The sequence below is a fragment of the Kitasatospora sp. NPDC059599 genome, from assembly GCF_042735125.1.
Lineage (GTDB): Bacteria > Actinomycetota > Actinomycetes > Streptomycetales > Streptomycetaceae > Kitasatospora.
Genome location: NZ_JBHWCL010000024.1, coordinates 11,262 through 36,614, shown reverse-complemented (window position 1 = coordinate 36,614; position 25,353 = coordinate 11,262). Strand labels below are relative to the sequence as shown.

16 protein-coding genes are annotated in these 25,353 nt (G+C 71.2%); 6 read left to right on the top strand and 10 right to left on the bottom strand.

Annotation, left to right across the window (positions count from 1 at the left end; translation table 11 throughout):
* Nucleotides 1-330: 330 nt before the first annotated feature.
* The 4 genes from ACFV04_RS11790 to ACFV04_RS11775 form a co-directional block, all read right to left on the bottom strand.
* Nucleotides 331-831, bottom strand: coding sequence for a hypothetical protein (locus ACFV04_RS11790; protein ID WP_380528594.1), 501 nt, complete (start codon nucleotides 829-831; stop codon nucleotides 331-333).
* Nucleotides 828-1,853: an SCO0930 family lipoprotein gene (locus tag ACFV04_RS11785; RefSeq protein ID WP_380528592.1), complete on the bottom strand. Its 1,026-nt coding sequence runs from the start codon at nucleotides 1,851-1,853 to the stop codon at nucleotides 828-830. Before ACFV04_RS11785 ends, ACFV04_RS11790 begins: the two co-directional genes overlap by 4 nt.
* Nucleotides 1,854-2,154: 301 nt before the next feature.
* Nucleotides 2,155-3,549 (bottom strand): DUF1996 domain-containing protein, encoded by a 1,395-nt coding sequence (locus tag ACFV04_RS11780; RefSeq protein ID WP_380338631.1) that lies wholly within the window; start codon nucleotides 3,547-3,549, stop codon nucleotides 2,155-2,157.
* 67 nt (nucleotides 3,550-3,616) lie between these two features.
* Nucleotides 3,617-4,345: a DUF4142 domain-containing protein gene (locus tag ACFV04_RS11775; RefSeq protein WP_380338629.1), complete on the bottom strand. Its 729-nt coding sequence runs from the start codon at nucleotides 4,343-4,345 to the stop codon at nucleotides 3,617-3,619.
* Nucleotides 4,346-5,021: 676 nt separating this feature from the next.
* On the opposite strand from ACFV04_RS11775, the gene ACFV04_RS11770 reads away from it, so the two are divergent.
* On the top strand, nucleotides 5,022-5,474 hold the full coding sequence (locus tag ACFV04_RS11770) for a tyrosine-type recombinase/integrase (RefSeq protein WP_380338626.1): 453 nt from the start codon (nucleotides 5,022-5,024) through the stop codon (nucleotides 5,472-5,474).
* 331 nt (nucleotides 5,475-5,805) lie between these two features.
* Here the strand turns inward: ACFV04_RS11770 and ACFV04_RS11765 are convergent, their stop codons facing one another.
* From ACFV04_RS11765 to ACFV04_RS11750, 4 genes are all read right to left on the bottom strand, one after another.
* Nucleotides 5,806-7,278: an NADH-ubiquinone oxidoreductase-F iron-sulfur binding region domain-containing protein gene (locus ACFV04_RS11765; RefSeq protein ID WP_380338623.1), complete on the bottom strand. Its 1,473-nt coding sequence runs from the start codon at nucleotides 7,276-7,278 to the stop codon at nucleotides 5,806-5,808.
* A gap of 35 nt (nucleotides 7,279-7,313) precedes the next feature.
* Complete coding sequence (locus ACFV04_RS11760) at nucleotides 7,314-8,633, bottom strand: hypothetical protein (RefSeq protein ID WP_380338620.1); 1,320 nt, start codon at nucleotides 8,631-8,633, stop codon at nucleotides 7,314-7,316.
* 405 nt (nucleotides 8,634-9,038) lie between these two features.
* Nucleotides 9,039-9,494, bottom strand: coding sequence for a hypothetical protein (locus ACFV04_RS11755; protein WP_380338617.1), 456 nt, complete (start codon nucleotides 9,492-9,494; stop codon nucleotides 9,039-9,041).
* Nucleotides 9,495-9,964: 470 nt separating this feature from the next.
* A complete protein-coding gene (locus ACFV04_RS11750) occupies nucleotides 9,965-11,509 on the bottom strand; it encodes a protease pro-enzyme activation domain-containing protein (RefSeq protein WP_380528589.1) in 1,545 nt (514 codons plus the stop codon).
* 267 nt (nucleotides 11,510-11,776) lie between these two features.
* Between ACFV04_RS11750 and lepB the strand changes: the two genes are divergently transcribed.
* The 4 genes from lepB (at nucleotide 11,777) to ACFV04_RS11730 (ending at nucleotide 17,284) form a co-directional block, all read left to right on the top strand.
* Complete coding sequence (gene lepB / locus ACFV04_RS11745) at nucleotides 11,777-12,850, top strand: signal peptidase I (protein WP_380528587.1); 1,074 nt, start codon at nucleotides 11,777-11,779, stop codon at nucleotides 12,848-12,850.
* Between the two features lie 245 nt (nucleotides 12,851-13,095).
* Nucleotides 13,096-13,809, top strand: coding sequence for a response regulator transcription factor (locus ACFV04_RS11740; protein ID WP_380338608.1), 714 nt, complete (start codon nucleotides 13,096-13,098; stop codon nucleotides 13,807-13,809).
* Nucleotides 13,806-15,221, top strand: coding sequence for a sensor histidine kinase (locus ACFV04_RS11735; protein WP_380338605.1), 1,416 nt, complete (start codon nucleotides 13,806-13,808; stop codon nucleotides 15,219-15,221). The genes ACFV04_RS11740 and ACFV04_RS11735 overlap by 4 nt, the downstream gene beginning before the upstream one ends.
* 365 nt (nucleotides 15,222-15,586) lie before the next feature.
* The gene (locus tag ACFV04_RS11730) at nucleotides 15,587-17,284 is read left to right on the top strand and encodes an RICIN domain-containing protein (RefSeq protein WP_380528585.1); all 1,698 of its coding nucleotides are present in this window, start codon (nucleotides 15,587-15,589) and stop codon (nucleotides 17,282-17,284) included.
* A gap of 308 nt (nucleotides 17,285-17,592) precedes the next feature.
* On the opposite strand, the gene ACFV04_RS11725 is transcribed toward ACFV04_RS11730, so the two are convergent.
* Together ACFV04_RS11725 and ACFV04_RS11720 are read right to left on the bottom strand one after the other, a co-directional pair.
* Nucleotides 17,593-19,299 carry a hypothetical protein gene (locus ACFV04_RS11725; RefSeq protein ID WP_380528583.1) on the bottom strand — a complete coding sequence of 569 codons (1,707 nt, stop codon included), beginning with the start codon at nucleotides 19,297-19,299 and terminating at the stop codon, nucleotides 17,593-17,595.
* A gap of 94 nt (nucleotides 19,300-19,393) precedes the next feature.
* The gene (locus tag ACFV04_RS11720; protein ID WP_380338596.1) at nucleotides 19,394-20,296 is read right to left on the bottom strand and encodes a ricin-type beta-trefoil lectin domain protein; all 903 of its coding nucleotides are present in this window, start codon (nucleotides 20,294-20,296) and stop codon (nucleotides 19,394-19,396) included.
* Between the two features lie 860 nt (nucleotides 20,297-21,156).
* On the opposite strand from ACFV04_RS11720, the gene ACFV04_RS11715 reads away from it, so the two are divergent.
* Nucleotides 21,157-25,185, top strand: a complete 4,029-nt coding sequence (locus ACFV04_RS11715; protein WP_380528581.1) for a Pls/PosA family non-ribosomal peptide synthetase — start codon at nucleotides 21,157-21,159, stop codon at nucleotides 25,183-25,185.
* The last annotated feature ends 168 nt before the right edge of the window (nucleotides 25,186-25,353 follow it).

Sequence of the window (25,353 nt, the reverse complement as noted above, 5' to 3'; positions counted from 1 at the left end):
AGCAGATCGTCAGCCTTGGACGCGATGGAGACCGCACACGATGGCACGCAGGGCCCTGGCCCACGGCATGGGCACCTTCGGACCGCGGACCCGCATGGCCAGCAGGTGGATCGTCCGCACGAACACGGGGACCGATCACGCCCGGCCAGGGATCGAGCGCATCGCCCGAGGTCAGCAGCGTGAGGCAATTTCGGAGCCCTGTGCGGGGGCTGGGCGCCCCCGGGGACGCCCGGACTGCGACAGCGGTGGCGACGCCACAGGACTCCGCGGCTCAGGGCCGGGGAGTCCCGTGGCGTCGCCACCGCCCGATCGATCAAACGCTCGCCAGGGTCAACCGGTCCCTGACGGATCGTGGCCGGTGTGATAGCCGTGATCGGCGTGCCCGGTGTGGTCGGCGCCGCTGGTGATGACCCCGCCCAGCTTCGCGTGCAGGAGGTCCGCCGTGGTGTCGGACACGACGACCACCCACCGGTCACCCACCAGGTACGACCCTCCGTACGCCTCGGCCTCCGACGTCCAGGCCGTCTGGGCCCCGTTGGTCGGGAAGGTGGCTATCCAGACCTCGTTTTCGCCGAGGCTGCACAGCCCCTGGCGGAGGTCCGTGGTGTCGGCGGTGATGTCGGCCGTGCAGCCGATCCGCTGGGCCAGGTCCTCCACCGAGGCCCGGGCAGCGTGGGCCGACGTCTGCGGCGAGGCGAGCAGTCCTCCTGCCCCGCCGAGCAGTTCGACGACACCCAGGCCGAGCAGGACGGTCAGCGCGAGCCACTGGAGCGCGCGACGGACGGTCCGCTGCGGCCGGACGGCCGCCACGGTGGAGTCCCCGGCCGTCACTTACCGGTCACCGGCTTCCCCGTGGGGTTGATCGCCGACCACAGGTTGTCCTTGCCGTTCCCGTTGGCGTCACCGGGGGCCTTGTCGCCCGTGTAGGTGTAGACGGGCTTGCAGTTGACGGACAGCTGCCAGGTGCCGTCGGAGCGCTGCATCTTGCCGATCAGCTTCGGGTTCACACCCTTGACCTGGGTCGGGTCGACGGCGGGCGCCGGCTTCCAGGTCATCGCGCACTGGCCCTCGCAGAGGGAACGCATCGGCCAGGACGGGTCCTTGGCGTACTGGTACAGCGTCATGCCTTGCGCGTCCACGACGATCGGGCCGAGCTGCGGCTGGGTGGCCACCGAGACCTGGGCTCCACCCGGGGCGGGCTGCGCCGGCTGGGACGTCGGAGCCGCATCGGTCGGCATCTCCGACGGGTAGGCCGACGCACCGGGGGCCGAGGCGGCCGCCTTCTTGCCGTCGGGCGCCACGGCGAACCAGACGCCGCCGACACCCTGGCCCTTGGTGTCGCCGGCCGCGGTGTCCTGCGCGTAGCGGTAGACCGGCCAGCCACCCAGCGTCAGCTGCTTCGATCCGTCGGCCCGCGTGACCTCGCCGATCGCGCCGGCGTCGATCCCGCTGCCCGCGGTCGTGCCCTCCTTGGTGACCGGCGGCCAGGTCTTGGCGCAGCCGTCGTTGCAGTTGGACATCGGGGGCTTGGCGGTGTCCTTGTCGAACCGGTAGAGGGTGAAGCCCTGGCCGTCGGTGACCACCATGCCGAGCTTGGCGTCGTTGCGCACGGTCAGCGCTCCGCCGGCCTGACCCCCGCCCGCGGACGGCGACGCGCTGGCACCGCCGTTGGAGTCGTACGCGCCGTAGGATCCGCTGCCGGCCGGCGCGGCGTCCTGCGCGCCCACCAGTTGGCCGGTGTCCGACCCGGACGGCGTCTTCGCGCTGCTGCTCATGCTGCCCATCAGGGCCATCACCAGGAGCCCGACCAGCAGGACGCAGAGCCCCACCAGTCCGTATCGCTTCGTCAACATGTTCCTTGCCTTTCCATCGGTGGAATCTGGCCTTCCGTGGATTTGCGCGTCCCTGGTGATCCGGTCCGGCGTCGAACGCCGGTCCGCGGACCCGGGACGTGGGTTTCAGGGTCGATAGCCCTCCGGAACCTCTCGATCGGCCCGCCGCCCCGACGAGCGCCCCGGGCCGCACGGGCCACGCGCGAGGAGGAGCGGCAGCGCCCGGAGTGTGGGCCCCGAGCCGGCGGCACGGGCCCTGCGGCTCGATGTACCGCGCAGCGGCCCCGGCCGTCATGCGCGGGTCGGCCCCGGACGGGGTGGGTCACCCGCAGCGACGCCCCTGGTTGATGCAACCGACCATCTGGTCCAGCAGACCCTGGTTCATGTTGTTGATGAAGTCACCGTGATCGGTGATCGGGTTGTGGAGCTGCTCGGGGAAGCTGTCGACGGCGAACCGGACCCCGGCCGGCACGTCGTAGGTGATGCGCTGCGTCAGTTGCGGGATCGCCTTGAACTTCTTCGGGCACGCGCCCGACTTGTCGGAGAACGCCGTGTGGGTCCGGTGGTTGGCGCTGTCGATGTTCTTGCCGTCCCAGCAGTCCGGGAACTTCAGCGTCCGGACGACCCTGCTCCCCTGCGGGCAGATCGGGTACTTGTCGATGACCTGGCGGTTCTCGAAGCCCGTGCAGCTCCACGACGCACGGGCGTTCGCCGGCCCGTTGGTGAAGGCCTTGGCGTCGCCGGTGATGATGCGCAGGAACCGCTTCATCGGCTGGACGGGGTTCCCGACACTGGAGGTGTACGTGATGTTCGCCTCGGCCGGCTGCAGGATCCGTCCGACGTTCTTGTCCTTGCCACCACCGGGCGCCTTGGCGTCCTTCTCGTTGGTGCCGTCGAAGACGCGCAGGACGGGCCAGTAGTACGCCGACCCGTCGCCGTTGGTGCACGTGGTGCCCGAGGCGGCGAGTTTGCTGTTGGAGGCGAACGCGTCCGTGGCCACGTTCCCCACGTAGTCGTGCATGTGGTGCGCTCCGTTGCTCACACCGGGCGCGACGATCACGTTGTCGGGGTTGAGGTGGCGGTTCTCGTTGCGCCCGCACTGGGACGTGAAGGAGCCGGTGGCCGACCCCTTCTTGACGGGCGCCGGGACGTTCGGGGACACCGTCTTGATGTCGACGAACCCCTTCTTGGGGAAGGATTTCACCTGTGCGGCCGGCTTGGTCTGGGCGACGGCGCCGCCCACGCCGTCGGCACTGAACCCCTTGGCCGCGTCCTGAGCCACCAGGTCGTGCCTGACCGTGCACTTCGCCATGCCCGACAGGTCCTGCGGCAGACCGGAGTCCGGACCGGCGCCGTCCGCCAGCTTCTTCAGAGTGTCCGCGCGCTTGTTGGCGAGATCGCCCATGACGCGGTTCTCGTTGTCGCCCGGGGCGGGCGCGGACAGCCGGTCGTACGCGTCCGCCACCTGGACGTCGAGCTCGGCGAGGTTCTTGTCGACCGCGTCCTGGGACGCTTCCGGCACCTCGTTCAGGGCCACCCCGGCGTCGGCGCAGGCGACGGTACCGAGCTGCGGGGACGCCGACCGCGCACTCCCCCACGGACGCTCGCCGGCGAAGGCCACCGCCCCGGCCGTCCCGGCCGCGCCGATACCCAGGATCGCCGCCAACAGCAGGGCGCCGGCCCTTCTCCTCGACGTGTCACGTTTACGAGACTTCATGTTCTGCACTCTCCTCAAACGGGATCAGGCCTACCGGACAGGCCGCAGACGGCCTTCATCCGGTCGTCTAGCGGGTCGATCCGGCGGACGCCGGCGTGGGGCTCGGGGACGGAGCGGCCGAACCGGTCGGTAGCGGGGTGAGCTTGTCGAATTTCACGAGTCGGGTGTCCTCCAGGACGTTCATGTGGTCGAGCACGGTGGCGTTGGCCGTGTTCGCAAGAGCCCGGACCGTGGAGTTCTGGGTGCTGGCGCGCACTTGGGCCACGACCGCGAACACCTGCCCGTGGGCGCTGCGCAGGATGTTCGCGAATTGCTCGTCGAAGTCCGCGCCCTGCGCGGCATCCAACTGCTTGAGCCAGCCCTGCTGCTGTGCCGAGGGCTCGGTGGGCACTTCCAGATCCAGGGTCTGGGCGGCGGTCAGCACCGCCTTGTCGAGGTCGGTGTGACCTTGGATCAGGTGTTGGCCGGCCATCTTGACTGCGGGGCTGGTGCCCTTCGCGAGGGCCATCCGGCCTGCGGGAATCTCCCACAGTCCGGCCAGCCGAACCCGCTTGACGAAGTCACGGTCGAGGGTGGTGAGCGGCCCCGTGGGTGTCTGTGTTGCTGCTTGGGTGTCGCTCACCGGGGCGCTGCTATAGGCACCGGTCGACGTCACCATCGGGTACACCAGGGCCGCTGCGGTGAGGATCGTCGCGACGACGATCAGGAGGGTGGCGTACGACCTTGGAGGGCGGCTCACCCGGGGGAGGCCGTAGGCGGCTGTTCCCGATCTACGCTTCTTCCTCATGGATGACATGGGGCTCTTCCTCTTCTGCACCCGGAGGTCAGGGCCGTGGGGAACCCACGGGAACTGGTCCGGGTGGGCCCTGGTGGTCCGTGCGGTGATGAGCCACGCGCAACGGTCCACGGACGGCGCGGCCGACGAGGGGATGATGCGGCAGCACGGGACGGCTGCCACGATGGGACGGTCCGGCTCCGAACGCTCGGCCTGGCCCCGGAAGGGACCACGGCCAGGCTCGCCGACGGAACCACAGCGGGATCAACGGTTGGATCGGCGACGGCACGAGGGACGGCGTCACGGACGGTGTGACGGGCTTGATCGCGGACAGCATCACCGGCGGCCGCGGTCCGGCCCGGTCAGGGCGAGGACGGTCCCGGGGTGGAGCGCACCACGTGCCGTGCGTCGTCGCCGGCAACGGGTCCTGGAACAGCACGGATGACGTTCATCTGTCGGTGCCTCCGTATTTCGCGGTGGTTTGAGGTGTCTGCGCGCCGGCACGGAGTGGTGCCCAGCCTTCTTCCGGGTACGCGCGAAGAGGCCAGATCGGTTGACGAGTTGCCCTGGTCCGCGACCTGGCGAGAACGAACATAGACGGTATTCGGCGCGTGGAGCGCTCTCCAGCCTGAAATTCCGACTCCGCTAAGGAATGCCTCATGTTGCGCTTCACCAGGCACTCGAAGGGGGGTGGTCCTTGGCCGCTGCCGGACCCGTCCGCAAGGCCTTGAAGAATTCCAAGGCCATCCCGGCGGTGGAGAAACTCGCGGCCGGACCCGCCTACAACGACACCGGATATGTTCTCGTGGACGAGCTGGGAAACCCGCTCAAGACGGAAAGGCTCCGGCGCGAGGCGTACAAGCTCATGGAGACCGCCGGCGTTCGCAAGGTTCGCCTCTACGGCGCCCGGCACGCCACGCTCTCCTGGATGGCCAACAACGGCGTCCCGGAGACCGTGGTCTCCGCCTGGACCGGTCACTCGGACCTCAGCGTCACGAAGCGGGTCTACGTGCGCCCCGACCCGCAGAGACTCAGGGACAGGGTCGGGGAAGCTCGGCGAGCTGCTCGGCTGCCCGTGATCATCACCGACGTGAGAAGTTGTGAGCGGCAGGCCCTGAAAACGATCAAGGGCCCCGCTTCACTCTCGTGAAACAAGGCCCTGAACGGCGACAATGGAGCGAACTCCAGTCGGGACGGCAGGATTTGAAAGCCCCGGATCGAGGAGCTGACCGACGCCGCCCGGGTGCCCGTGTTCCTGCCGGACGAGCGCGAGCATCACAACTGATGGTCACTCATGGATTCCACGCGAGGGCGCACGGGGTTCGCGGCCTCGTCGTGGATCATGTGGTCGAAGCCCCCGGGTCTCGGCCTCGATCACTGCGGGGTTGTCCGCCAGATCGTCCGGATGAGCAGGCTGCCGACTCGTGCTGGTCCCACCGGGGGGCGACCGGGCCGACCCCTAGATCGCCTGGCCATCCGTCTCAGCGGCCGGACACGGCGAAGCGAAGGGCCAAGGCCGGGCACTGGTTGACCGCCCGTTTGGCGGACAGCGTCAGCCAGACCGGCACGGGGCCCTCGCTGACCACCGGGAAGCCGTGCCGGTCGAGCGTGAACAGCTCCGGGGCGATGTCCGCGCACAGTCCGTGCCCGTCGCACAGGGCCCAGTCCACCTTCAGGTTCACCCGGCCGACCTCACCGACGCCCCGGTCCGGGCTCCAGGGAACAGTCGGCAGCACTGCGCGCACCCGCCGTCCGCAGCCGGCGCCCTCCGTGTGCGCGCGGACGTCCTCGCTGAAGGCGCTGAGCGCGGACCGGACGAACCCGGCGGAACCATCGGGGTGGGAACAGGCTCCCTGTCCCACCACCGCGGCGGCGAGCCGACGGGCCTCCTCCACCGCCCGGCTGCCGCTGCCGGCCACCATCGCGCCGAAGGCTCCTGCCAGCTCCGGCAGTCCGCGTCGGCAGGGGCCGCACTGGCCTGCCGACTCCGCGGCCAGCCACTGGACGATCCGGTACGCCTCGCCCAGCGGACAGGTGTCCTCAGGCAGCGGGATGACGATCCCGGCGCCGAACGTGCCCCCGGACTGCCGCATCCCGGCCCGGGAGCAGGGAGCGGACACCGCCGACGCCGCGTCCAGGAACATTCCGTGGTAGCCGCCGACCAGCACTCCTTGGCCCGGCCCGGTCCCGCAGGCGTCCAGCACCGCGCCGAGCGGGGTCCCGGCGGGGGCCTCCACCACCACGGGCCGCCGGGCGCCCGGCCGGTTGACCGTGAGCAGCACCGTTCCGGGCTCGGCGTCGGGGCCGACGGCGCGGTACGCCTCCGCTCCGAGCCGGGCGGCGACGGCCAGTTGGGCGTACGTCTCGGCGTTGGAAAGCAGCGTCGGCAGCCCGTCCACACCGCCGAGTCCGCCGTCGGAGGAGCGGACCTTGCGGCTCGGCGGCAGGGCGACCAGCCCGTTGATGCCGCGGATCAGCGCACCGGACTCGCCGGAGACGAAGCGGGCCGGCTGCTGCACGACCCGGATCGGCAGCCGGGAGCGGCGTTCCGCGACCGCGGCGGGCATCGAGGTGACGCCCGGGCTGCCCTCGTCCACGCCGACGGCAACGCTCTCGGCTCGCAGCGCCTCGCCGACCAGCAGCGCCCCGTCCAGGACGAGGTGCGGGGCGCGGGCGAGCAGCATCCGGTCCTTGGCGCTGCCCGGCTCGCCCTCGGTGGCGTTGACCACGACGGCCGCGGGCAGACGCAGGCGCCGCGTGGAGTCGATCACAGCCTGGAGCTTGCGCGCGAAGGGAAAGGCGGCGCCGCCCTTCCCGGCCAGCCCGATCCGCTGGGCGAGGTCGACCAGCTCCGGCGCGCCGTACCGGGGCAGTGGCCCGTGCACGGCGAGATGGGCCTCGTAGCCCATCCGGATGTACTGGTCGAGCCCGGCGGTGAGCCGGGGCGGTCCCATCCGAATGACCTCCGGGACGTCCGCGGTGACGGCCGTCATCCGTTCGGCCAGGAGTCGACGCCGTAACCGAAGGGCTGTGTCCACGTGGGCTGGTACCCGTAGCCGGGACCGGCCCAGGCCCCCTCCGCGGGCGGGAACTGCGGGCCCGTGTCGGGTTCCTGCGGGTACCCGGGGTTGCCGGCGTACGCCTGGGGCGGGTACTGCTGGACATACGACTGCTGGGGGTACTCGGCCTGCTGTTGCTGCTGGAACGCCGCCTGCTCCACTAGGTACTGCTGATCCCCTCCGTAGAGCATCGCGTTGAGTTCGCCGGTGTCCCAGACATCCGTCGTGAACTGGTCCCGCTGTTGCATCTGTTGTTGCTGCTGCTGGAACGCCGCCTGCTCGGCCAGGTACTGCTGACGGCCGACGTCGAGCAGGGCGTTCAGCTCACCGGTGTCCCATTGCAGGGCGGCTGGGTCCATGGGCGCCGGGGCGGGCACGGGGGCAGCCGAGGCGGGTTCCGGCGTCGCCGCCGGCCGGGCGTCCGGAATCTCCACGTCCAGCGCCAACAGTGCGGAGGACTCGCCGAAGACGGGCAACTGGTCGCCGATCGCAGGGTAGCCCGCCTCCTCGCCGGAATCGACGAGGTCCACGGCCATCAGGCGGCGGTTGGCGTTGACGCCAGTGGTGTTGCGTCCGGCTCCGTACAGGAACTTGATGAGCAGGACGAGTGCCACCGCAGCCATGTTGACGCCGTACGACCACACGACCCAGCCCCTGGCCGGTCGCCCGGCCTCCAGCCCGTGCGCGAGGGCGAGCGGCCACGAGGCGTAGGCGACCCAGTGCGTGGGCCGCCACAGCCGGGTGAGGCGGGGGTCGGCGGTGAACCGTCCGCGCAGTGCGCCGGTCACGGCGGCGAGGACGAGCAGTTCGGCGGCGATGGTGCCGACGCCGACCACGAACCGGGTGCCGGGAGCGAACGGCACCACGGCCGCCGCAGGAGCGGCATGCCCCTCGGCGACCTTGTTGGCGATGTGGATCACCAGCGTCACCACGGCCGCCACGGAGACGGCGCGGTGGAGGGCCTGCACCGCGACCCTGTGGCGCGGCGTCAGCATCCTTCGCTCGGCTGCCAGGAGTCCGAGCGTGACACTGCCGCTGAGGGCCATCAGCGTCAGCACGCCGAAGAAGAAGTCGACGAACCGGTGCACCGCCTCCGTGCCGCTGCGGTTGTGCGCCGTCGCGGGGAGCTGGAGAGCCTGCAACACCGTGGCGACCACGGCGAGCACCACCACGACGGCGGCGGCCAGAACCGGGACCGGGGGCCTCGGCAGCTCCGGCGCCGTGCCGGCGGCGGCCGCGCGAAGCCGCATCACGGTGTCCTGCGGGGACTTGCGACGTGGCCTTGTCGAATTCCTCAAGCTCTGTCCTTGTCCGATAGTGATGGTGGCCCGGCGGTCGGCGCGAACCCGGTGCACATGAGCGTGGGTTTCCCGGCGCCGGACGACATCAGCCGTGTGGCGCCGGGGAAAGCGCTGGGAGACCCACCGCCTGGATGCCGGTGCGCCTCCGCGCCCGGCGGGTGGCGCTCTGCCAGTGACTGCTGTAGACCGGCGTCCGGGCACTGCCTGCCGCGGTCGGCATGCCGGTGTGCGGGTAGGCCGGGTCGGACGTCGGCATGGCCGTCGGCCCACCGCTCGGCTCGGTCGGCCGACCGGTGGGCATTCCGGAGCCGGACGAACCCGACCAGGAGGGCGGTACCTGTCCGGCCTCGGCAGTCACCCTGCGGTGACCAGCGGATGAGCGTTCTTGTCGTCGGCCTGTGCCGGCGCGGTTGCCTGCCGTACCGCAGACTGACCGGACGCGACGGCTGCGGGCCGGCCCGACGGGCCGCTCTCCAGCGACGCGGGTCCGGCCTGCTTGCCCGCCGCGACCGGCGCCTGGCCAGGGGCTTCGACGGCCGCCGCGCCGGACAGTGGCATCACCGTCGTCGTCGGCGTGGTGCCGGCGAGGGTTCCGGCGGTGCCGTGAACCGGAGCCACCGGGCGGGTACGGAAGGCCAGCTGGTGGCTCACCGCTTCGTCGAGAGTGACCGGCCGCTTCAGCTCACTGGCCAACTCGGACGCGAGAAGTCCGAGTTCGGCGACGCGTTGCCAGTCGAGACGGACCACGAGACGCAGCTCGGCGCCTCCTTCAGGGGCGGCTGTGACAGCCGGGATGGCCATGTCGTTCACGGACGATCCTTAAGGTGCGGATTGTGGTGGGGAATGCGCGTCGGCAGATGATGGCCACCGGCCCGACGTGCGTCGGCGTGGGCCCGCATGCCGGTCGCCCGGCAGGCGGCGTGGACGGATGAGGTGGGCCCGGTGCCGTGCTGCCCGTACCGGGCTTGGTGAGAGAGACCGTACGGCCTGTCGGCGTGTCGAGAACACCGTCAGCGCGGAACTTTCGACTTCCCTAAGGGAGCGCTCATTCCAGGCTCAGTCGGTACCGCCGGGGCCCGCTCAGCACCGATTCGACGACGCCGAGTGGAAGGCCATCGGGAGCCACCGGGCCACCGGGCCACCGGGCCACCGGGCCACCGGGCCACCGGGCCACCGGGCCACCGGGCCACCGGGCAAGCGGAACCTCGTGCGTTCGTCAGCGGCCTTCGCCGTACGCGGCTTCAAGGTCGGGCGGGGCTGTTCCGTTCGGGCCGTCCCGTTCAGCGGTGGGCGGCGAGCAGCCGGTCGGCCAGCTGGTCGGCCACCGGGGTGCCCAAGCCGGTGACCTGGTCGTAGCCGGGCCTGGCACGGAAGTCCTGGTTTCCGCCGGTGGTCACGTCGTGGAACGCCGACCGGCCGCCGCCGGAGTTGGCCAGCGCGTAGAGCTTCGGGTTCACCTCGCCCAGCACTGCCCGGCCTGCCGCCTTGGCCTTCTGGTCGTACAGTGCGGTGAAGCCCGCCCACAGTGGAGCGGCCGCCGAGGTACCGCCGACGATCTGCCAGCCGGGGCCGGCCTTACCCTGAGTGAAGATCGCGAAGCCGGTGGCGGGATCGGCGTCGGAGGAGACGTCCGGTACGGTGCGCCGAGCGGCGTTGACGCCGGTGCCGTTCTGAAAGGTCGGTTTGGCGAAGACCTTGGAGGTGCCGCCGCCCGAGGTGATCCAGGCGCTCTCGGCGGAGTAGGTGTTGCCACTCAGCCTCAGGTTGGTGCCGCCGACGCCGGTGTTGTGCGGGCTGGAGGCCGGGAAGTCGACCACGGGCACGCCGGGGCCGCTGGCGGAGCGGCTGCAGTCGCGCGAGCCGTCGTCGCCGGAGGCCGAGAAGATCGAGATGCCCTGGGCGGCGGCCTGCTTGAAGGAGTTGTTGACCGCGGTCATGATCGAGACGGTGGTGTCCGGCTCGCAGGAGCCCCAGGAGATCGAGATGACCGAGGCCTTGTTGTCCGCGACGATCCTGGCTGCCATGTCGACCTCGCCCTGGTCGCTGTTGGGTGCCTCGTAGATCAATTGCTGGGCGTTGGGGGCGACGCCGCGCACGATTTCGCTGTCCAGCTCGACCTCGCCCTGGCCCTGGCCGGGGTGGGCGTCGAAGTCCGCGCCGTCCACCGGGACGGTTCGCACGGCCGGGCCGGACAGTCCGAACCTGCGGTCGTACGTGGTCAGGTCGGAGGACCGGTAACCGTCGAACTCCCAGAGGGCGACCGTGGTGCCGGCTCCGTTCGTGCCGACCTTGTCCAGGTTGTAGGCGCCGTCGTACTGGGCCGGGCCGAATCCGCCCGGGGTGGCGGCCGGGGTCGAGGCGTCCGGTCCGGCTATGCGGGTGGTGCGGCTGGTGTGGTCGTCGAGGCCGACGACCCCCGCGACGACGGAGGCCAGGTCGGACGGCACCGACGCGGGGGTGTCGTTGGCGTGGAAGGTTCGGTGCTGCTCGCCGTCGACGTACATGCTCTCGTGGGTCGCGAAGGCCGCGGCGATCCGGTCGACCGTGCCGCCGACGTTGACCACCTGCCGGTTGGCACTCACCCCGGTGACGGTCAGGCCCTGGGATGCGAGGAAACGGGTGACCTTGTCCACGTCGCCCTGGGTCGGGCCGTATTCGGCCGAGAACTGGTCGGGCGTCAGGTACTTCCCGTACAGCGGGTCACCCGGGTTGGAGACGGCTGCGAGGAACCGGTCGAGGGCTGCGGTGTTGCGCAGTTTGAGGTTGACGGAGACCGCCATCGGCTGGCCGGCAGCGAGGGTGTCCTGCCACTGGGAATGGGACACGGCCGGGGACATGGTCTCCGGCAGTGCCGTTCGGGCGGCCGCAGTCTGCGGTGTCAGCGCAGCATTGGCGCTCAACGAGACGGCGGCCAGCGACAGCACGGCCAGGGCAGCGGACAGGGCAAACGATCGAGATCGCACGGACTCCTCCGGAGGGTGGGAACGTTCCGGGTTCGGGAACATGCGGACGAGCATTGCCGAAAACCAGTTAGAGAAGACTTAGCGCAGCTATATCGGCAAGTGATGTGAATTCGCCTTCACCGCAGACGGATGGGCTGCGCTCGGGTCAGTGGATTTGAAATGAGGGAACGGCCACCGGCTTTACTCCGGACAGTCGCTAAGCTCGGGCCGATGAGAACTCAATGCTTTCGCGGTTCGCGGCGGCGGATGTGCCATCGTTCCACTCGGGGGCGGGCCGAGCGGCGCAGGGTCGCCCGGCGTGCGGTGCGCCGGAGGAGACGTTCCCGCCTGTTCGAGCTGCCACTGATCACTCTGGTGGCACTGGTGCTGGCCCTGCTGCTGAAGACCTTCCTGATGCAGATGTTCGTGATTCCGTCAGGCTCGATGGAGAACACGCTCGACATCGGCGACCGGGTCGTCGTCGACAAGCTCAGCCCGTGGTTCGGCGACCGGCCGCACCGCGGTGACGTGGTGGTGTTCCATGACCCCGGCGGCTGGCTGGAGACGGACCGACAGAACACGTCGGGCGGGCCGGTGTTGCGAACGGTGACGACCGCTCTCTCCTTCGCCGGCCTGTTCCCCGCGGACGACAGGCGGAACCTGATCAAGCGGGTGATCGGGGTCGGCGGCGACACGGTGGCCTGCTGCGACGACCACGGCAGGATCACCGTCAATGGCGTCGCGGTGAACGAGCCCTATCTCGCGCCGGGCAATGCGCCTTCTCAACAGACCTTCGACGTCACCGTACCCATGGGACGGATCTGGGTGATGGGTGACCACCGCGATGTGTCCGCCGACTCCCGCTTCCACATGGGGAGTCCGGGCCAAGGAACCATTCCGCTGACGAGCGTGGTGGGTCGGGCGGTTGCGATCGTCTGGCCGGTCCCGCGGATCCGGCACCTGGACGCACCCGCTTCGTTCTCCTCGCTGCCGACCGCGGCCGAAGGCCTGGGGCACGCTCGACCGTCTCCCGATCCCGATCACTTCCCGACGCAGCCCCCGTCCACACCGGCCGCGTTGGGCGTGCTCGTGCTCCCGGCCGGGTGGTGGCAGGGGCGACGGAGGCGGCGGGCGAGCTCGCGCGGCATCCCACCGTGCCCGCCGGAACCGTCCACGAACGGTGCCGACCGATGCCACCGCCGATGGTGTGTCGACAGCTCCTGAGGGCGGACCATGCTACTCCGGCAACCGCGGCCACCCGGCCGAGAGCGCTCGCTGTGCCTCCACTAAGAAAGCCCTAAGCCTCCGCTAAAATTCACCGAATCCCGCCTGCATCACCTCGCTGACCAGCGGAAATCCATGACGGCCGGGGCCGTGGCCAACCGGATGGCCCGGTGTACCCGCCCCTGCCCGCCCACCGGTTCGAAGACACTGTCAGCCGGATCGGCCCGTCGGCTACGGTGTGCGCCATGACGTCCGTCCTCGTCGTGGAAGACGACCCCGCCATCCGTGCCTCCCTGATAGAGCTGCTGGCCGGCCATCAACTGGTGGTGCGCAGTTCCCCCGACGGGTTCGGCGCACTGCGTGAGGTCGCCCAGTGGCAGCCGGACGCGGTGGTGCTGGACCTCGGCCTGCCGGACCTCGACGGCGCCGACGCGTTGAAGATGATCCGCGGACTGTCCCAGGTCCCAGTGCTGGTGGCAACCGCGCGGGACGACGACGCCGAGATCATCAAACTGCTCAACGCGGGTGCGGACGACTATCTGGTCAAGCCTTTCTCCGGCGGGCAGTTGCTCGCCCGCCTGACCGCCGTCCTGCGTCGCTGCAGCAGCCCGGCCCGCACGCTCGCACCTGGGGACGGAGTCGCCAAGATGAACCACGAGCCTTTGGTACTCGGCGAGTTGCGGATCGACCCGCTCGCCCGGACGGTCCATCTCGCCGGCCGGGAGATCAGCCTGACCCGACGCGAGTTCGACCTGCTGTCGTTCCTGGCACTGAACGCCGACAGGGTGATCTCCAAACGACAGCTGCTCGCCGAGGTGTGGCGGCAGACCTACGTGGACGAGCAGACCGTGGACGTGCACCTGTCCTGCCTGCGCCGGAAGTTGGGCGAGCGCGCCGCCCGGCCGCGCTTCCTCCACACCGTCCGGGGCGTCGGCGTGAAGCTGGTCTCGCCCCGGTGAGGTCCGCCCTTGCCACGGTCGCACTCGCCGTGACGGTCATGGTCACCGTGTCGTTCCTCGTCCCGCTTGCCCTGCTCCTGCGCACCCACGTCCAGACCCAGGCGATGCTCGCCGCCGAGCAGCGCGTGGCCGCCACGATGCCGCTGCTGACGCTGGTCCCGGACCAGGCCGATCTCGCCGCGGCGGTGGCCCGCACGGACACGACGGGCCGCCTCTGCATCCATCTGCCCGACGGCAGCCGGCTGGGCACCACCCATTCCGGCACCCCGTTGCTGAATCGGGCGGTGTGGGGCAGGACCGCTCTGATCGGCGACGTTCCCGGAGGCCGGGACTACCTCCAACCCGTCCTGCTCGGGCGCGACCAGATCGCCGTGGTCGAGGAGTTCGTGCCCGACTCGGAGCTGAACCGCGGACTGGCCCGGGCCTGGACCATCATGGCCCTGCTCGCCACGAGCCTGGTCGTCGGATCGGTGCTGGTCGCCGACCGCCTCGGCGCCCGCGTGGTACGCGCCTCCCGCAAGCTGTCCCACGCCGCAGCAGCCCTTGGCGCGGGCGACCTCGACGTCCGCGTCGAACCCACCGGCCCGCCCGACCTCAGAGCGGTCGGCGACGCCTTCAACACCATGGCCGACCGGGTCAGGCAGCTGCTGGCGACCGAGCGGGAGCTGGTGGCCGACCTGTCGCACCGCCTGCGTACCCCGATGACCGCACTGCGCCTCGCAGCCGAACGGATCGGCCCCACGCCGGCCGCGCCCCAGCTGGCGACGGCGGTCGAACAACTCGAGGACGAACTGGATGCGATCATCGTCGCCGCCCGCACGCCCCTGTCCACCAGGTCCACCAGGGTCGAGTCCGGCCACGCGCCACGTGCCATGGGCACCGGACTGCCCGGACCGGCCCCGGGTGAGTCATGCCAGGTGTCCGAGGTCGCCGCCCACCGCGTCGGCTTCTGGGCCGTCCTCGCCGAGCAACAGGGTCGGGCCTGCACCTTCGAGGCGACGGACGAACCGACGCCCGTTCAGCTGCCGGGCGATCACGTCGCGGCCGTGGTCGACGCCCTGGTGGGCAACGTGTTCCGGCACACCCCGGACGGCACCCGTTTCGCCGTGAGCGTACGGCGGACAGCCCAGAGCGTCGTCCTGGTGGTCGAGGACGACGGGCCCGGGATCGCGGACCCAGCCGTCGCGCTCTCCCGAGGAACCAGCGGTGCCGGATCGACCGGCCTCGGCCTGGACATCGCGCGCAGCGCGGCCGAGTCCACCCGCGGCCGCCTTCGCATCGGGCCCGGCCCGCTGGGCGGAGCACGGGTGGAGGTGGACCTCGGGCTGGCGGCCCAGGACCGACGGCCCCTCGGCCGCCGTTGGCGCAACCGCCGACGGGCAGCGCAGAAGCCGCGCGGCCGACACGGCTGACGGACCGCAACACAGCGAGGCTCAACTCCATTGGACACGAGCCCGAAAACAGACCGGGACCAACCCGTTGCTGACGGAGCGTCTCACAGTTAATTCGCACACTGATGGATCATCACCTTTTGCGGACCGCTACCAGCTGGTAAATTCCCCCGCCAAGGTCGCCACCGGCGGACCTCGGCGGCGCCGGGTCCGGAGATCCCCCCGGGGGAACGCCCGCCATTGAATCCACTGGCCACAGCGCCGCACGGAGTGCCTCACCCACGGCATCCTCCGGCCGGCCTGCAGCGCCTGGCCCCGCCCTCGCGCCGGGCCGAGCAGTGACTGTCCGACCACTTGCCTTCCCACCGGCATGCTCAGGAGTGAAGATGCCACATTCGGGGACCGCGACGATCCCGGAAGCCGATTCCGCACACCGGCTCCCGGGCAGCCGGCAGCCGGACGAACCCAGCGCCACCCAGCCGACGAACCGCCACCAGGAGGCCGTGTCGGCGTACGCCAACACGTGCTGCGCCGACGGCCGCACCGCGCAGGAGCTCGCGAACGAGGCGTGGCAGCGAGCAGTGGAAGCCGGCGGTCCCGGCGGCCACCCGGGCCCGAGCCGCCTGCAGCTTTTGGCCGAGGTGACCAGGACTGCGGCCGAGTGGGCCGACACGGGACGCGGATCGGCTCTGAGCCCGGCCTTCACCGCCTGGCTCGCAGACCTTCCCCGTTCTGGCGACGGAGCTGCGTCGGCGCGTGCGGCGCTCGCCGCGGCGGAAGCGGACTCGCTCATCCTGAGCGCGTTCGAGAGCCTGCCCGCGGCGCGGCAGGAGGACCTGTGGCAGCGCCTCGATGACGCGGCCGGGTCGCCGGCCCGTACGCCGCGGGCCGAGAGCCCTGCCGAGTGCCGCCTTCAGGACGCCTGCCTCCAGACATACGCCTCCCGCGCGCCCCAGCGCTCCTGCCGGCACCTGGCCGCACAACTCGGCGACAGCGTCCGGCACACCACCGGCGGCGAACCCAAGGACCTCGACCGCCACCTCGCCAGGTGCGAGAGCTGCCGAAGTGTCCGGGCGGACCTGGACACCATCCGGACCTGGCAGCGGCCCGCCCTGCTCAACGCACTGGTGCTGTGGGATGCGGGATCACCGCCATCGGCCACGGCCCTCGTACCCGGGCAGGAGCCCCAGGACCCGACGCCCATCGATCCGACTTCCGACGGTTCCGACCCCGGCACCCACGACAGGAACCGGCGCCTGCCCCGAGCGGCACGCACCGACGGCCGAACCGGTTGGCGCCTGCTCATACCCTTCGCCGCGGCAGGCGCCGGTGCCCTGGCCGCACTCGCCATCGCCGGACTGCTCCTCAGCACAGTGGAGAGGGCCGGAGAACATCCGCAGCCGGTCGACGCCCCGACCCTGCCCGCTCCCAGCAGATCGCTGCCGACCAACGGCTCCGACGATGCGCCCCCGGAAATCGGCCCGGCCGCCATGTCCTCCCTGCCGCCCTCCGCCTCCGCCGCGGCTCCCATCGACACCTCCCCGTCGCCCACCCCACCGATGACCGCCACGCCCACCAACACCACCCCTTCGCCCACGCACTCGGTTGCCGCAGGTCTTCCGCTCGTCAACCTCGGCTCGGAGCTCTGCGTCGGCCCCACGACCGCCGCACAGACCGCCGGCCAGCTCCAGCTCCAGCTCCAGCTCCAGCTCCAGCTCCAGCCGTGCAACGGCCAGGCGGCCCAGCGCTGGCAGCGGCTACCGGCCGGACAGGACACCTACCAGCTGCGCAACACCGGCACCGGGACGTGTCTCGACGGCACCACCACGGGCGGAAACGGTGTCGCTGTCACCCTCACGGCCTGCCGATCCGATACGGCCGAGCAACTCTGGCGATTCGCTCCGGACGCCCAGGCAGCCGCATTCCACCTCCTGTTCGTTCCACCGGTCCCCTCCAGCGACTATCCCGCGCACCTCCTGGGCCCCCAGGACTGGACGAAGGCGCATCCACCGCATCCAGGATCGTTTCTGGTGCACCTGCCGAACTACTACAACTCCGGCAGCTTCCTCTTCACCATGGGCTGACCAGGGACCCGGACACCGGCACCGCACGCAGGGGGCACGGCCGGACCGCCCGCGGATCGCAGGCGGCGTGGCGCGCGGGAGGTCTCCCGCACGCCACGCATTCCGTCCCTGCGTGTCAGCGACGTCGTAGCCGCAGTCCGTGACCCATGACGACCAGCATCTCGTCGGCTGGGAGACTCACACGCAGCGGCCGTTCCCTCGTACTTCGTCACCTGACATTTCGAAGCGTGGAGAACGGCCGCGTCGTCTGTCCCCGGTTCCCGGGGGATCTCAGCAGGTCGATTGACCGGCGAGGTTGAGCGACAAGCTCAGAAGTGGTTGCCGAAGGCCGACGGGATCTGGCCGGGCATGGCGGTCGGCGTACCGCCGGCTGCCTGGCTGGGGGCCGGCGCGAGGACCGGGCGGCAGCCGAGGCCGGTGAAGGAGTCGGCCAACCGCTGGTTCAGGAAGTCGAACAGCGTGCGTCCGGGCTGTGGCGAGGCGGCCTTGGCAGTGAACTCCTTGTCTCGTAGGAGCCGTTGGGTTTCCACGGTGGCGAGCGCCTGACAGTAGGTACGAAGATCGGCGGTTGTGGCGTGATCGGCCGACGGCGGGTTGCCGTCAGCGGGGAACTGCCGGGTCCGGTCCTTGCCTCCCACGCGCGTTGGGCCGGTGGGGCTTCCCGTGAGCGGGGCCAGGCCCACGGGCGATGCCTTGAAGTTGGCTACCTGGAGCTCGTTCAGCGCGAGCGAGGTGACCCTACTGCCCGGGTCTGCCAAGTCGGGAGCCGTCCACGGGGTGCAGCCGAGCGCCGGGTCGATGAAGTTCGTGAGCAGCAGGTTGTCGCTGCCGACGGACGGTGCGACGACGCTGCGCGCCACGGTCGAGCCGGAAAGCCGGCCGGTGGTGGCAGCGGTCCGCTGTGCTGTCGCGCCGCGTGCAGTGATCAGGTACTCGGTGGTCACGTTGCCGTCGTGGTCCTGCCCGACGATGCCCAGGTCGCGGGTGGTCGGGCAGGGGCTGCCGTCACGCGCCGTGCCCAGCGGCGGCACGACGAGCCGACTGGCGCTCTGCGCGGACCACGCAGACCTGAAGAACTCGGCGGCATTGCAGGAGGCGAACTGGCCGAACGGCTGCACCGGCGATCGGCCTGCGCACTTGCCGGCGGCAGCGTGGCCGGCCAGGGTGAGGGTATTGCCGTCGAAGCTGAACCAGATGCCGACGACAGCGTGTTCGGGCAGCTTGGGCAGAACCGGGGCGACGGCGGGCTCACTGCCCCTGTCGGTCACCAACGGGTTGTAGACGAAGACCGCTCCGGTGTCCGGGTCGAGCACGGTGGCCTGCACGAAGACCGCCTGGCGCGGGTTGCTCTCGTGGCAAGGGCCCTTGGCGGGGTCGGTGGCTGTCAGAACATAGGGGGTGGCCAGCCCGCGGTCGCTGAGTGGTGCGTCGGGCACGGTGAGCGTGCAGTCCGGGTCGGAGGTGGCGGGCGGGGCGGCGACGGGGACGGTGTCGGCGAAGGAGACGCTCAGCAAGGACGCGCCGACGGCGAGCAGCCCGCCGAGAGTCAGGCTGAGCGTGAACACCCGGCCTCCGTCGGCCCGGGACTGGTGTCTGTTCAGTGTTCTGAGCATACGTTGATCCTTTTGTCGTCGGACGTCGAAGGAGGTGGCGGTACCGAGCGCGGGCGCGATTGCCGGGGCCCAGAACGTGGCGGGTGTCCGGGCCACGGCCGGGTAGAGCTGCTGTTGGAGCGCCGCCTGTCCGGCCGGGTACTGCTGGCGCCCGGCGACAAGCATCGCGTTGAGTTCGCCGGTATCCCATGGGGCGGTGGCGGGTTGCGCGCTCGCGGGTTCTTCGGTGGCCGCGGATTCGCCGGGCGAGAGGTCCACGTCGAGGGCGGGCAGGGCGGGGGATTCGCCGAAGACCGGCAACTGGTCGCCGGATGTCGTGGTGTTCGCGCGCCCGCCCGGGGTGGTCAGATCGGTGGCCGGCAGGCGGCGGTTGGCGTTGACGCCGATGGTGTTCCGGCCCACGCTGTACACCGATACCGCCGCGGGGGCACCGACTTCGGCGGCGTGTTCCCAGAGCGGGCGGACCGTGCGATTCGGCTCGGCGGCAACGGCGTTGTCAGGCCGGGCCGGCCGGGCCGGGGCAGGTCCACAGTTGGAGCGGGGTGCCGTTGGCCCGGTATCCGTCAAGTACGTCCAGGCACAGCCCGGATCTGGCGTGGGCCAGATTGCCGTCCGGGCGCACGGTCCACTTCTGGCTGGCCGATCCGGTGCAGAGGATGGTCATCACCCGGGTACCGTCCTGCCCGAAGTCCTGTGCGGGAGCGAGGCAGAGCGTGCTGTTGGCTGTGCGCATTTCGTCGGCGGCGGTATGGGTCCACTGCTGCGTCGCGCGCCCGTCGCAGGTCCAGATCTGCAGGCTGCCGTCCGGGCCGGCCGTCAGGCAGTTGCCGGACGCGGCGTCCACCAGCACCTGGGCGGCAGGGGCTACGGGCGGGTCCGAGCGAGTGGTGCCGACCGGCGCCGACGCGACGGAACCCGGTGTGGTACCGGCCTGCTGCGGGGACGGCGACGCGAACGGCGGGAGCGAGAAGTCGTTCTGCCCAACCGGGCCGCCGGGGATGGCCACCGACGTCCCGTCCCCGGAGCCGGCCGGCGCGGTCAGTCCCGATATCTGCGTATACAGGACCACCCCCACCGTCAGGGCCAGCGCGACGATCAGCACCGTCCTGCGGGTGAACCGGCGGGCGGCAGCCCCGGACGACTGCGGATCTCGGCGTCTTCCGGGACCGGGATCACCGGCGCGGCGCTCGGCGGACGGATCCAGTTCGCTGATGACCGGGAGCACGATTGTCTCCGCCTCGCTTCCCGCCTCCGGAGCATCGAGCTCCAGGAGGTACGGCGGGATGCGCAGATCGAGGCGGGAGTCCTGTGGGAACGAGGCGTCGGCTTGTGGATTGCAGATGTGGCCGGTGCCGGGCCCGTCGAAACTGCAGCGCTGACATCGTGCTCTGGAGTGCATTGGCACAACTCTCTTCGCTGTTATGCCGCTGGCAGGTGCGGCGCTGGTGACATGGATGCTAGGAGATCCACACGCTCGATGCTCCGTTCAGCGCCATTCCTAAACGACACATAAGGTTTTGCTCATTCAGGAGAGTACTCACCCGGCCCGACGGGCACGGCCGACATTTCCGACACGCTTCCGGTGAGCCACTCCATGGCGACAAAGGCGTCGCAGCCACCACCGCATCGGCCCCGACCTGCGGTGCCCTGCACCAGCGAGCGCCTTTGCGGGCCACGGACGAGAATGAGCGAATCCTTAGCAGCCCCTTAAGGCATACGCCGCCATCGGACCTTGACGTCGTTATGCCTATACGCTCGGCGGCGCACCACAGGCCGGAAACCTCCCCTCCCGTCCCGCAGTTGCCATCCAAGTCACGGGCCCCCGCTGCCGTTCCCGAGGTGACGACTGGCGATCGATCCGCCGGACCGGACACCGACCCGGTTTCAACCCATCACGGTGCAACGGCCACGAACGGCACGTGCGATCACGAAGCCGACCCTCCGCAGTCGATTCCGCCAGGAGGTATGAAGATCACGACGACAGGCCTTCCCCAGCCCCAGCCGCTGCCCTTCAGCGGATACGAGAACACCTCTCACCCACCGGATTCCTACGTCAGCCCGCCGTACGATGCTCAGTCCGGCATCTGACCCTCGTGAGATCGAACCCCAGATCAGACCCGGCATGGAATGGCATTTGATGCTCTGTTCATCCGTGTACTTCGGAGTGATTGCCGCGGTGTCCGCACGCCCTCTCGACTGCCGGCGGATGAGGAGTCCCGTCGGCAGAGAGTCGAGAAGCCCTGCCGATGGAGAAATTCGATGGAGACATGCGAGTATTTCGGGGCGGAAAGTCCCGGCGAGGTCGCTCCGGACGTAACTGCCGGGGCGCTCTGGCCGCTCGCCCCGGCCGCCCCGGCCCGCACGCTGCTCGACACCCTCGTGGCGGCCGCCGAGGCCTGCCCGCACACCCCCGCGCTGGACGCCGGCGGCGAGGTGCTCGACTACCGCACGCTGCTGCACCGGGTCGTCGAGTTCGCCGGCCGGCTCGCCGCCGCGGGGATCGGCCGGGGCGACCGGGTCGGTGTGCGGGTGCCGTCCGGCACCGCCGACCTCTACCTCGCCATCCTCGCCGTGCTGCGGGTCGGCGCCGCGTACGTCCCGGTGGACGCCGACGACCCGGACGAGCGGGCCGAGATGATCTGGCAGGACGCCCAGGTCTGCGCGGTGCTCGGGGCCGGCCGCACCATCACGCCCACCCCGCACGTCCACCCCGGCGGGCAGCCGGCCTGGCCGTCGCCGGCCGACGACGCCTGGATCATCTTCACCTCCGGCACCACCGGCCGCCCCAAGGGCGTCGCCGTCACCCACCGCTCGGCGGCGGCCTTCGTGGACGCCGAGGCCCGGCTGTTCCTGCAGCGCCGGCCGCTCGGCCCGGGCGACCGGGTGCTGGCCGGCCTGTCCGTCGCCTTCGACGCCTCCTGCGAGGAGATGTGGCTGGCCTGGCGGCACGGCGCCTGCCTGGTGCCCGCGCCACGCTCGCTGGTCAAGGCCGGCACCGACCTCGGGCCCTGGCTGGTCGAGCGCGGCATCACCGTGGTCTCCACCGTGCCGACGCTGCTCGCGCTCTGGCCGGCGGAGTGCCTGGCCCAGGTCCGCCTGGTGATCGTCGGCGGCGAGGTCTGCCCGCCCGAGCTGGTCGAGCGGATCGCGGTGCCCGGCCGGGAGTTCTGGAACACCTACGGTCCGACCGAGACCACTGTGGTCGCCACCGCCGCGCAGATGCATCCCGGGCAGCCGGTGCGGATCGGCGCCCCGCTGGACGGCTGGGAGATCGGCGTGGTGGACGGCGAGGGCAAGCCGGTCGCCTGGCACGAGACCGGTGAGCTGGTGATCGGCGGCGTCGGAGCCGCCCGCTACCTGGACCCGGAGAAGGACGCACAGAAGTACGGCCGCAGCCCCTACCTGCGCAGCCCGCGGGTCTACCGCACCGGTGACCTGGTGCGGGCCGAGCCGGAGGGCCTGGTCTTCATAGGCCGCGCCGACGAGCAGATCAAGCTGGCCGGCCGTCGGATCGAACTGGGCGAGGTGGACGCCGCGCTGCAGGCACTGCCGAGGGTACGGGCTGCCGCGGCGGCCGTGCGCAGGACCCCGGCCGGCGGCGAGGTGCTGGTCGGCTATCTGGTGCTGCACGACGGCGCCCCGTTCGACCCGGCCGCCGCCCGTTCACTCCTGCTGGAGCGACTGCCGCAGTCGCTGGTACCGGTGCTCGGCGTGGTGGACCGGTTGCCCACCAAGACCTCCGGCAAGGTCGACCGGAGCGCCCTGCCTTGGCCGCTCGCCACCACCGGCCCGGCCGGCGCCGACGGCCCGCGCCCGACCGGTACGGCCGGCTGGCTGGCCGGGCAATGGGAGGCGCTGCTGGGCACCCCGGTCGGCGCCGGCGGCGACTTCTTCGCGCTCGGCGGCACCAGCCTGTCCGCCGCCAAGCTGGTCTCGGCGCTGCGGGAGCGGTACCCCGCCGTCTCGATCGCGGACCTCTACGCCCACCCCGGCCTGCTCGACATGGCCGCCAGACTGGACGAGTTGGGCGGCCCGCCGCGCGAGCAGCGGACCGTCCGGCCGACCCCGCGCCGGGCCGGTCCGGTGCAGTTCCTGGTACTCGCCGTGCTGTACACGGTCGGCAGCCTGCGCTGGGTGCTCGGCCTCGCCGCGCTGGACAACCTGTCCGGCGGCACCCTGTTGCGGTCGCCGTACACCCCGTGGTGGCTGATCCTCATCGGCTGGGCGGTGCTGTCCAGCGTCCCCGGGCGGCTGGTGATCGGGGCCGGCACGGCCCGGCTGCTGACCACCGGGGTGAAGCCCGGCAGCTATCCGCGCGGCGGCTCGGTGCACCTGCGGCTGTGGGCCGCCGAGCGGACGGTCGCGATGTTCAACGTCGCAGTAGTGGCTGGTACCCCATTGGCCGGCTACTACGCCCGAGCACTTGGCTGTGAGATCGGTGAAGACGTCCATATGCACGCGATGCCGCCGGTGAGCGGCCTCGGCCGGTTCGGCGCGGGCTGCTCGATCGAGCCCGAGGTCGACCTGGCCGGCTGGTGGCTGGACGGCGACCTGCTGCACCTGGGCGCGGTCGAGGTCGGCGAGGGCGCCCGGGTCGGCACTCGGTCCACCCTTATGCCGGGTGCCCGGGTCGGTGCCCGGGCCGACGTCGCCCCCGGCAGCTGCGTACTCGACCCGGTACCGGCCGACGCGCACGTGCACGGCTCGCCGGCCCGCCCGGCCCCCGACGCCGCCCCTGCGGGTTCCGGCTGGCCTCGCCCCGAGCATCACCGGTCCCGCCGCTGGGAACTCGCCTACGGCCTCGGCCTGTTCGGCTTCGGTCTGCTGCCGCCGGCCTCCGCCGCGCCGGCCCTGGCGCTCGCCTGTCCGCTGCTGGACACCGACCGGACGCTGGGCTCCGCGCTGCTGCAGCTGATGCTGGTGACGCCGGTGCTGGTGGCGGTCGCGGTAAGCTGCCACGCGCTGCTGCTGGCGCTGCTGGTCCGGCTGTTCAGCCGGCCGATCAGGCCGGGGTACCACCCGGTGCACGGCCGGGTCGGCTGGTGCGTCTGGGTGGTCGCGCGGCTGATGGACACCGCGCGCGGCTCGCTCTTCCCGTTCTACGCCAGCCTTTTCACGCCGGTCTGGCTGCGGCTGCTGGGCGCGACGGTCGGGCGCCGGGTGGAGGCCTCGACGGTGCTCACGCTGCCCGGGCTGATGCGGGTGGACGACGGCGCGTTCCTTGCCGACGACGCCCTGGTCGCACCGTTCGAGGTGCGCGGCGGCTGGCTGCGGCTCGGGGCGGCCCGGGTCGGCCGACGGGCCTTCGTGGGCAACTCCGGCATCGTCGCGGCCGGCCGCGAGCTGCCGGACGACGCGTTGGTCGGCGTGCTGGCCGACACGCCGCCGCACGCCACGCCGGGCTCGTCCTGGCTCGGCCGGCCGGGCATCGCGCTGCCCCGAGTCGCGGACACCGGCGACCCGAGCCGCACCTACGACCCGCCCCGGCGGCTGGTGCTGGCGCGGGCCGCGGTGGAGCTGTGCCGGTTCCTGCCGGTGGTGTGCAGCGCGCTGCTGGGCGACCTGACCTTCGCCGCCCTGCAGGACGTGATGGGCACCGACGGCCTGGCGGCCGCCATCGCCTGCGGCGGTCCGGTGCTGCTCGGCGCCGGCATCGCCGCCTGCCTGACCACCACCCTGGTGAAGTGGCTGCTGCTGGGCCGGTTCCGGGCCGCCGAGCACCCGCTCTGGTCGACCTTCGTCTGGCGCAACGAGCTCTACGACACCTTCGTCGAGGAGCTCGCCATGCCGTGGCTGGGCTCGACCCTGATCGGCACGCCGTTCCTGAACATCTGGCTGCGCAGCTTGGGCGCCCGGATCGGCCGGGGTGTGTGGTGCGAGACGCACTGGCTGCCGGAGACCGACCTGGTGCGGGTGGACGACGGCGCCAGCGTCAACCGCGGGGTGGTGCTGCAGACCCACCTGTTCCACGACCGGGTGATGCGGCTGGACGAGGTGCGCCTGGCCGAGGGCTCGTCGATCGGACCGCACTCGATCATCCTTCCGGGCGCCACCCTCGGGCCGGGCTCGTCGGTCGGCGCGGCCTCGCTGGTCATGCGCGGCGAGGCGGTCCCTCCCGCCACCCGCTGGCTCGGCAACCCGGTAGCCACCTGGTCGCAGACGCTCCCCGGAACCCCCGGGCACCGCAGCCGCGGAAAACACCGCGCGCCCAGGGCCGGACGGACAGCCTCGACGATGCCTCACCCGCCAGAGGCGGTGAACTCGGGACCGAGTACCTCGCAACGCTGAACGGCGGTCAGCAGAGGACCAAGGCAACACAGCACGGTCCACCGATCGGACACGCTTCGGTCCGGCACAGCCCCGCCGCCGGCCATGCGTCCCCGGTGCCCCGGATCGGCGGCGGGTCGCTCCCTCCCCGCTTCGCTCAACTTCCTTCCATTGACTTCCCCTTGGAGA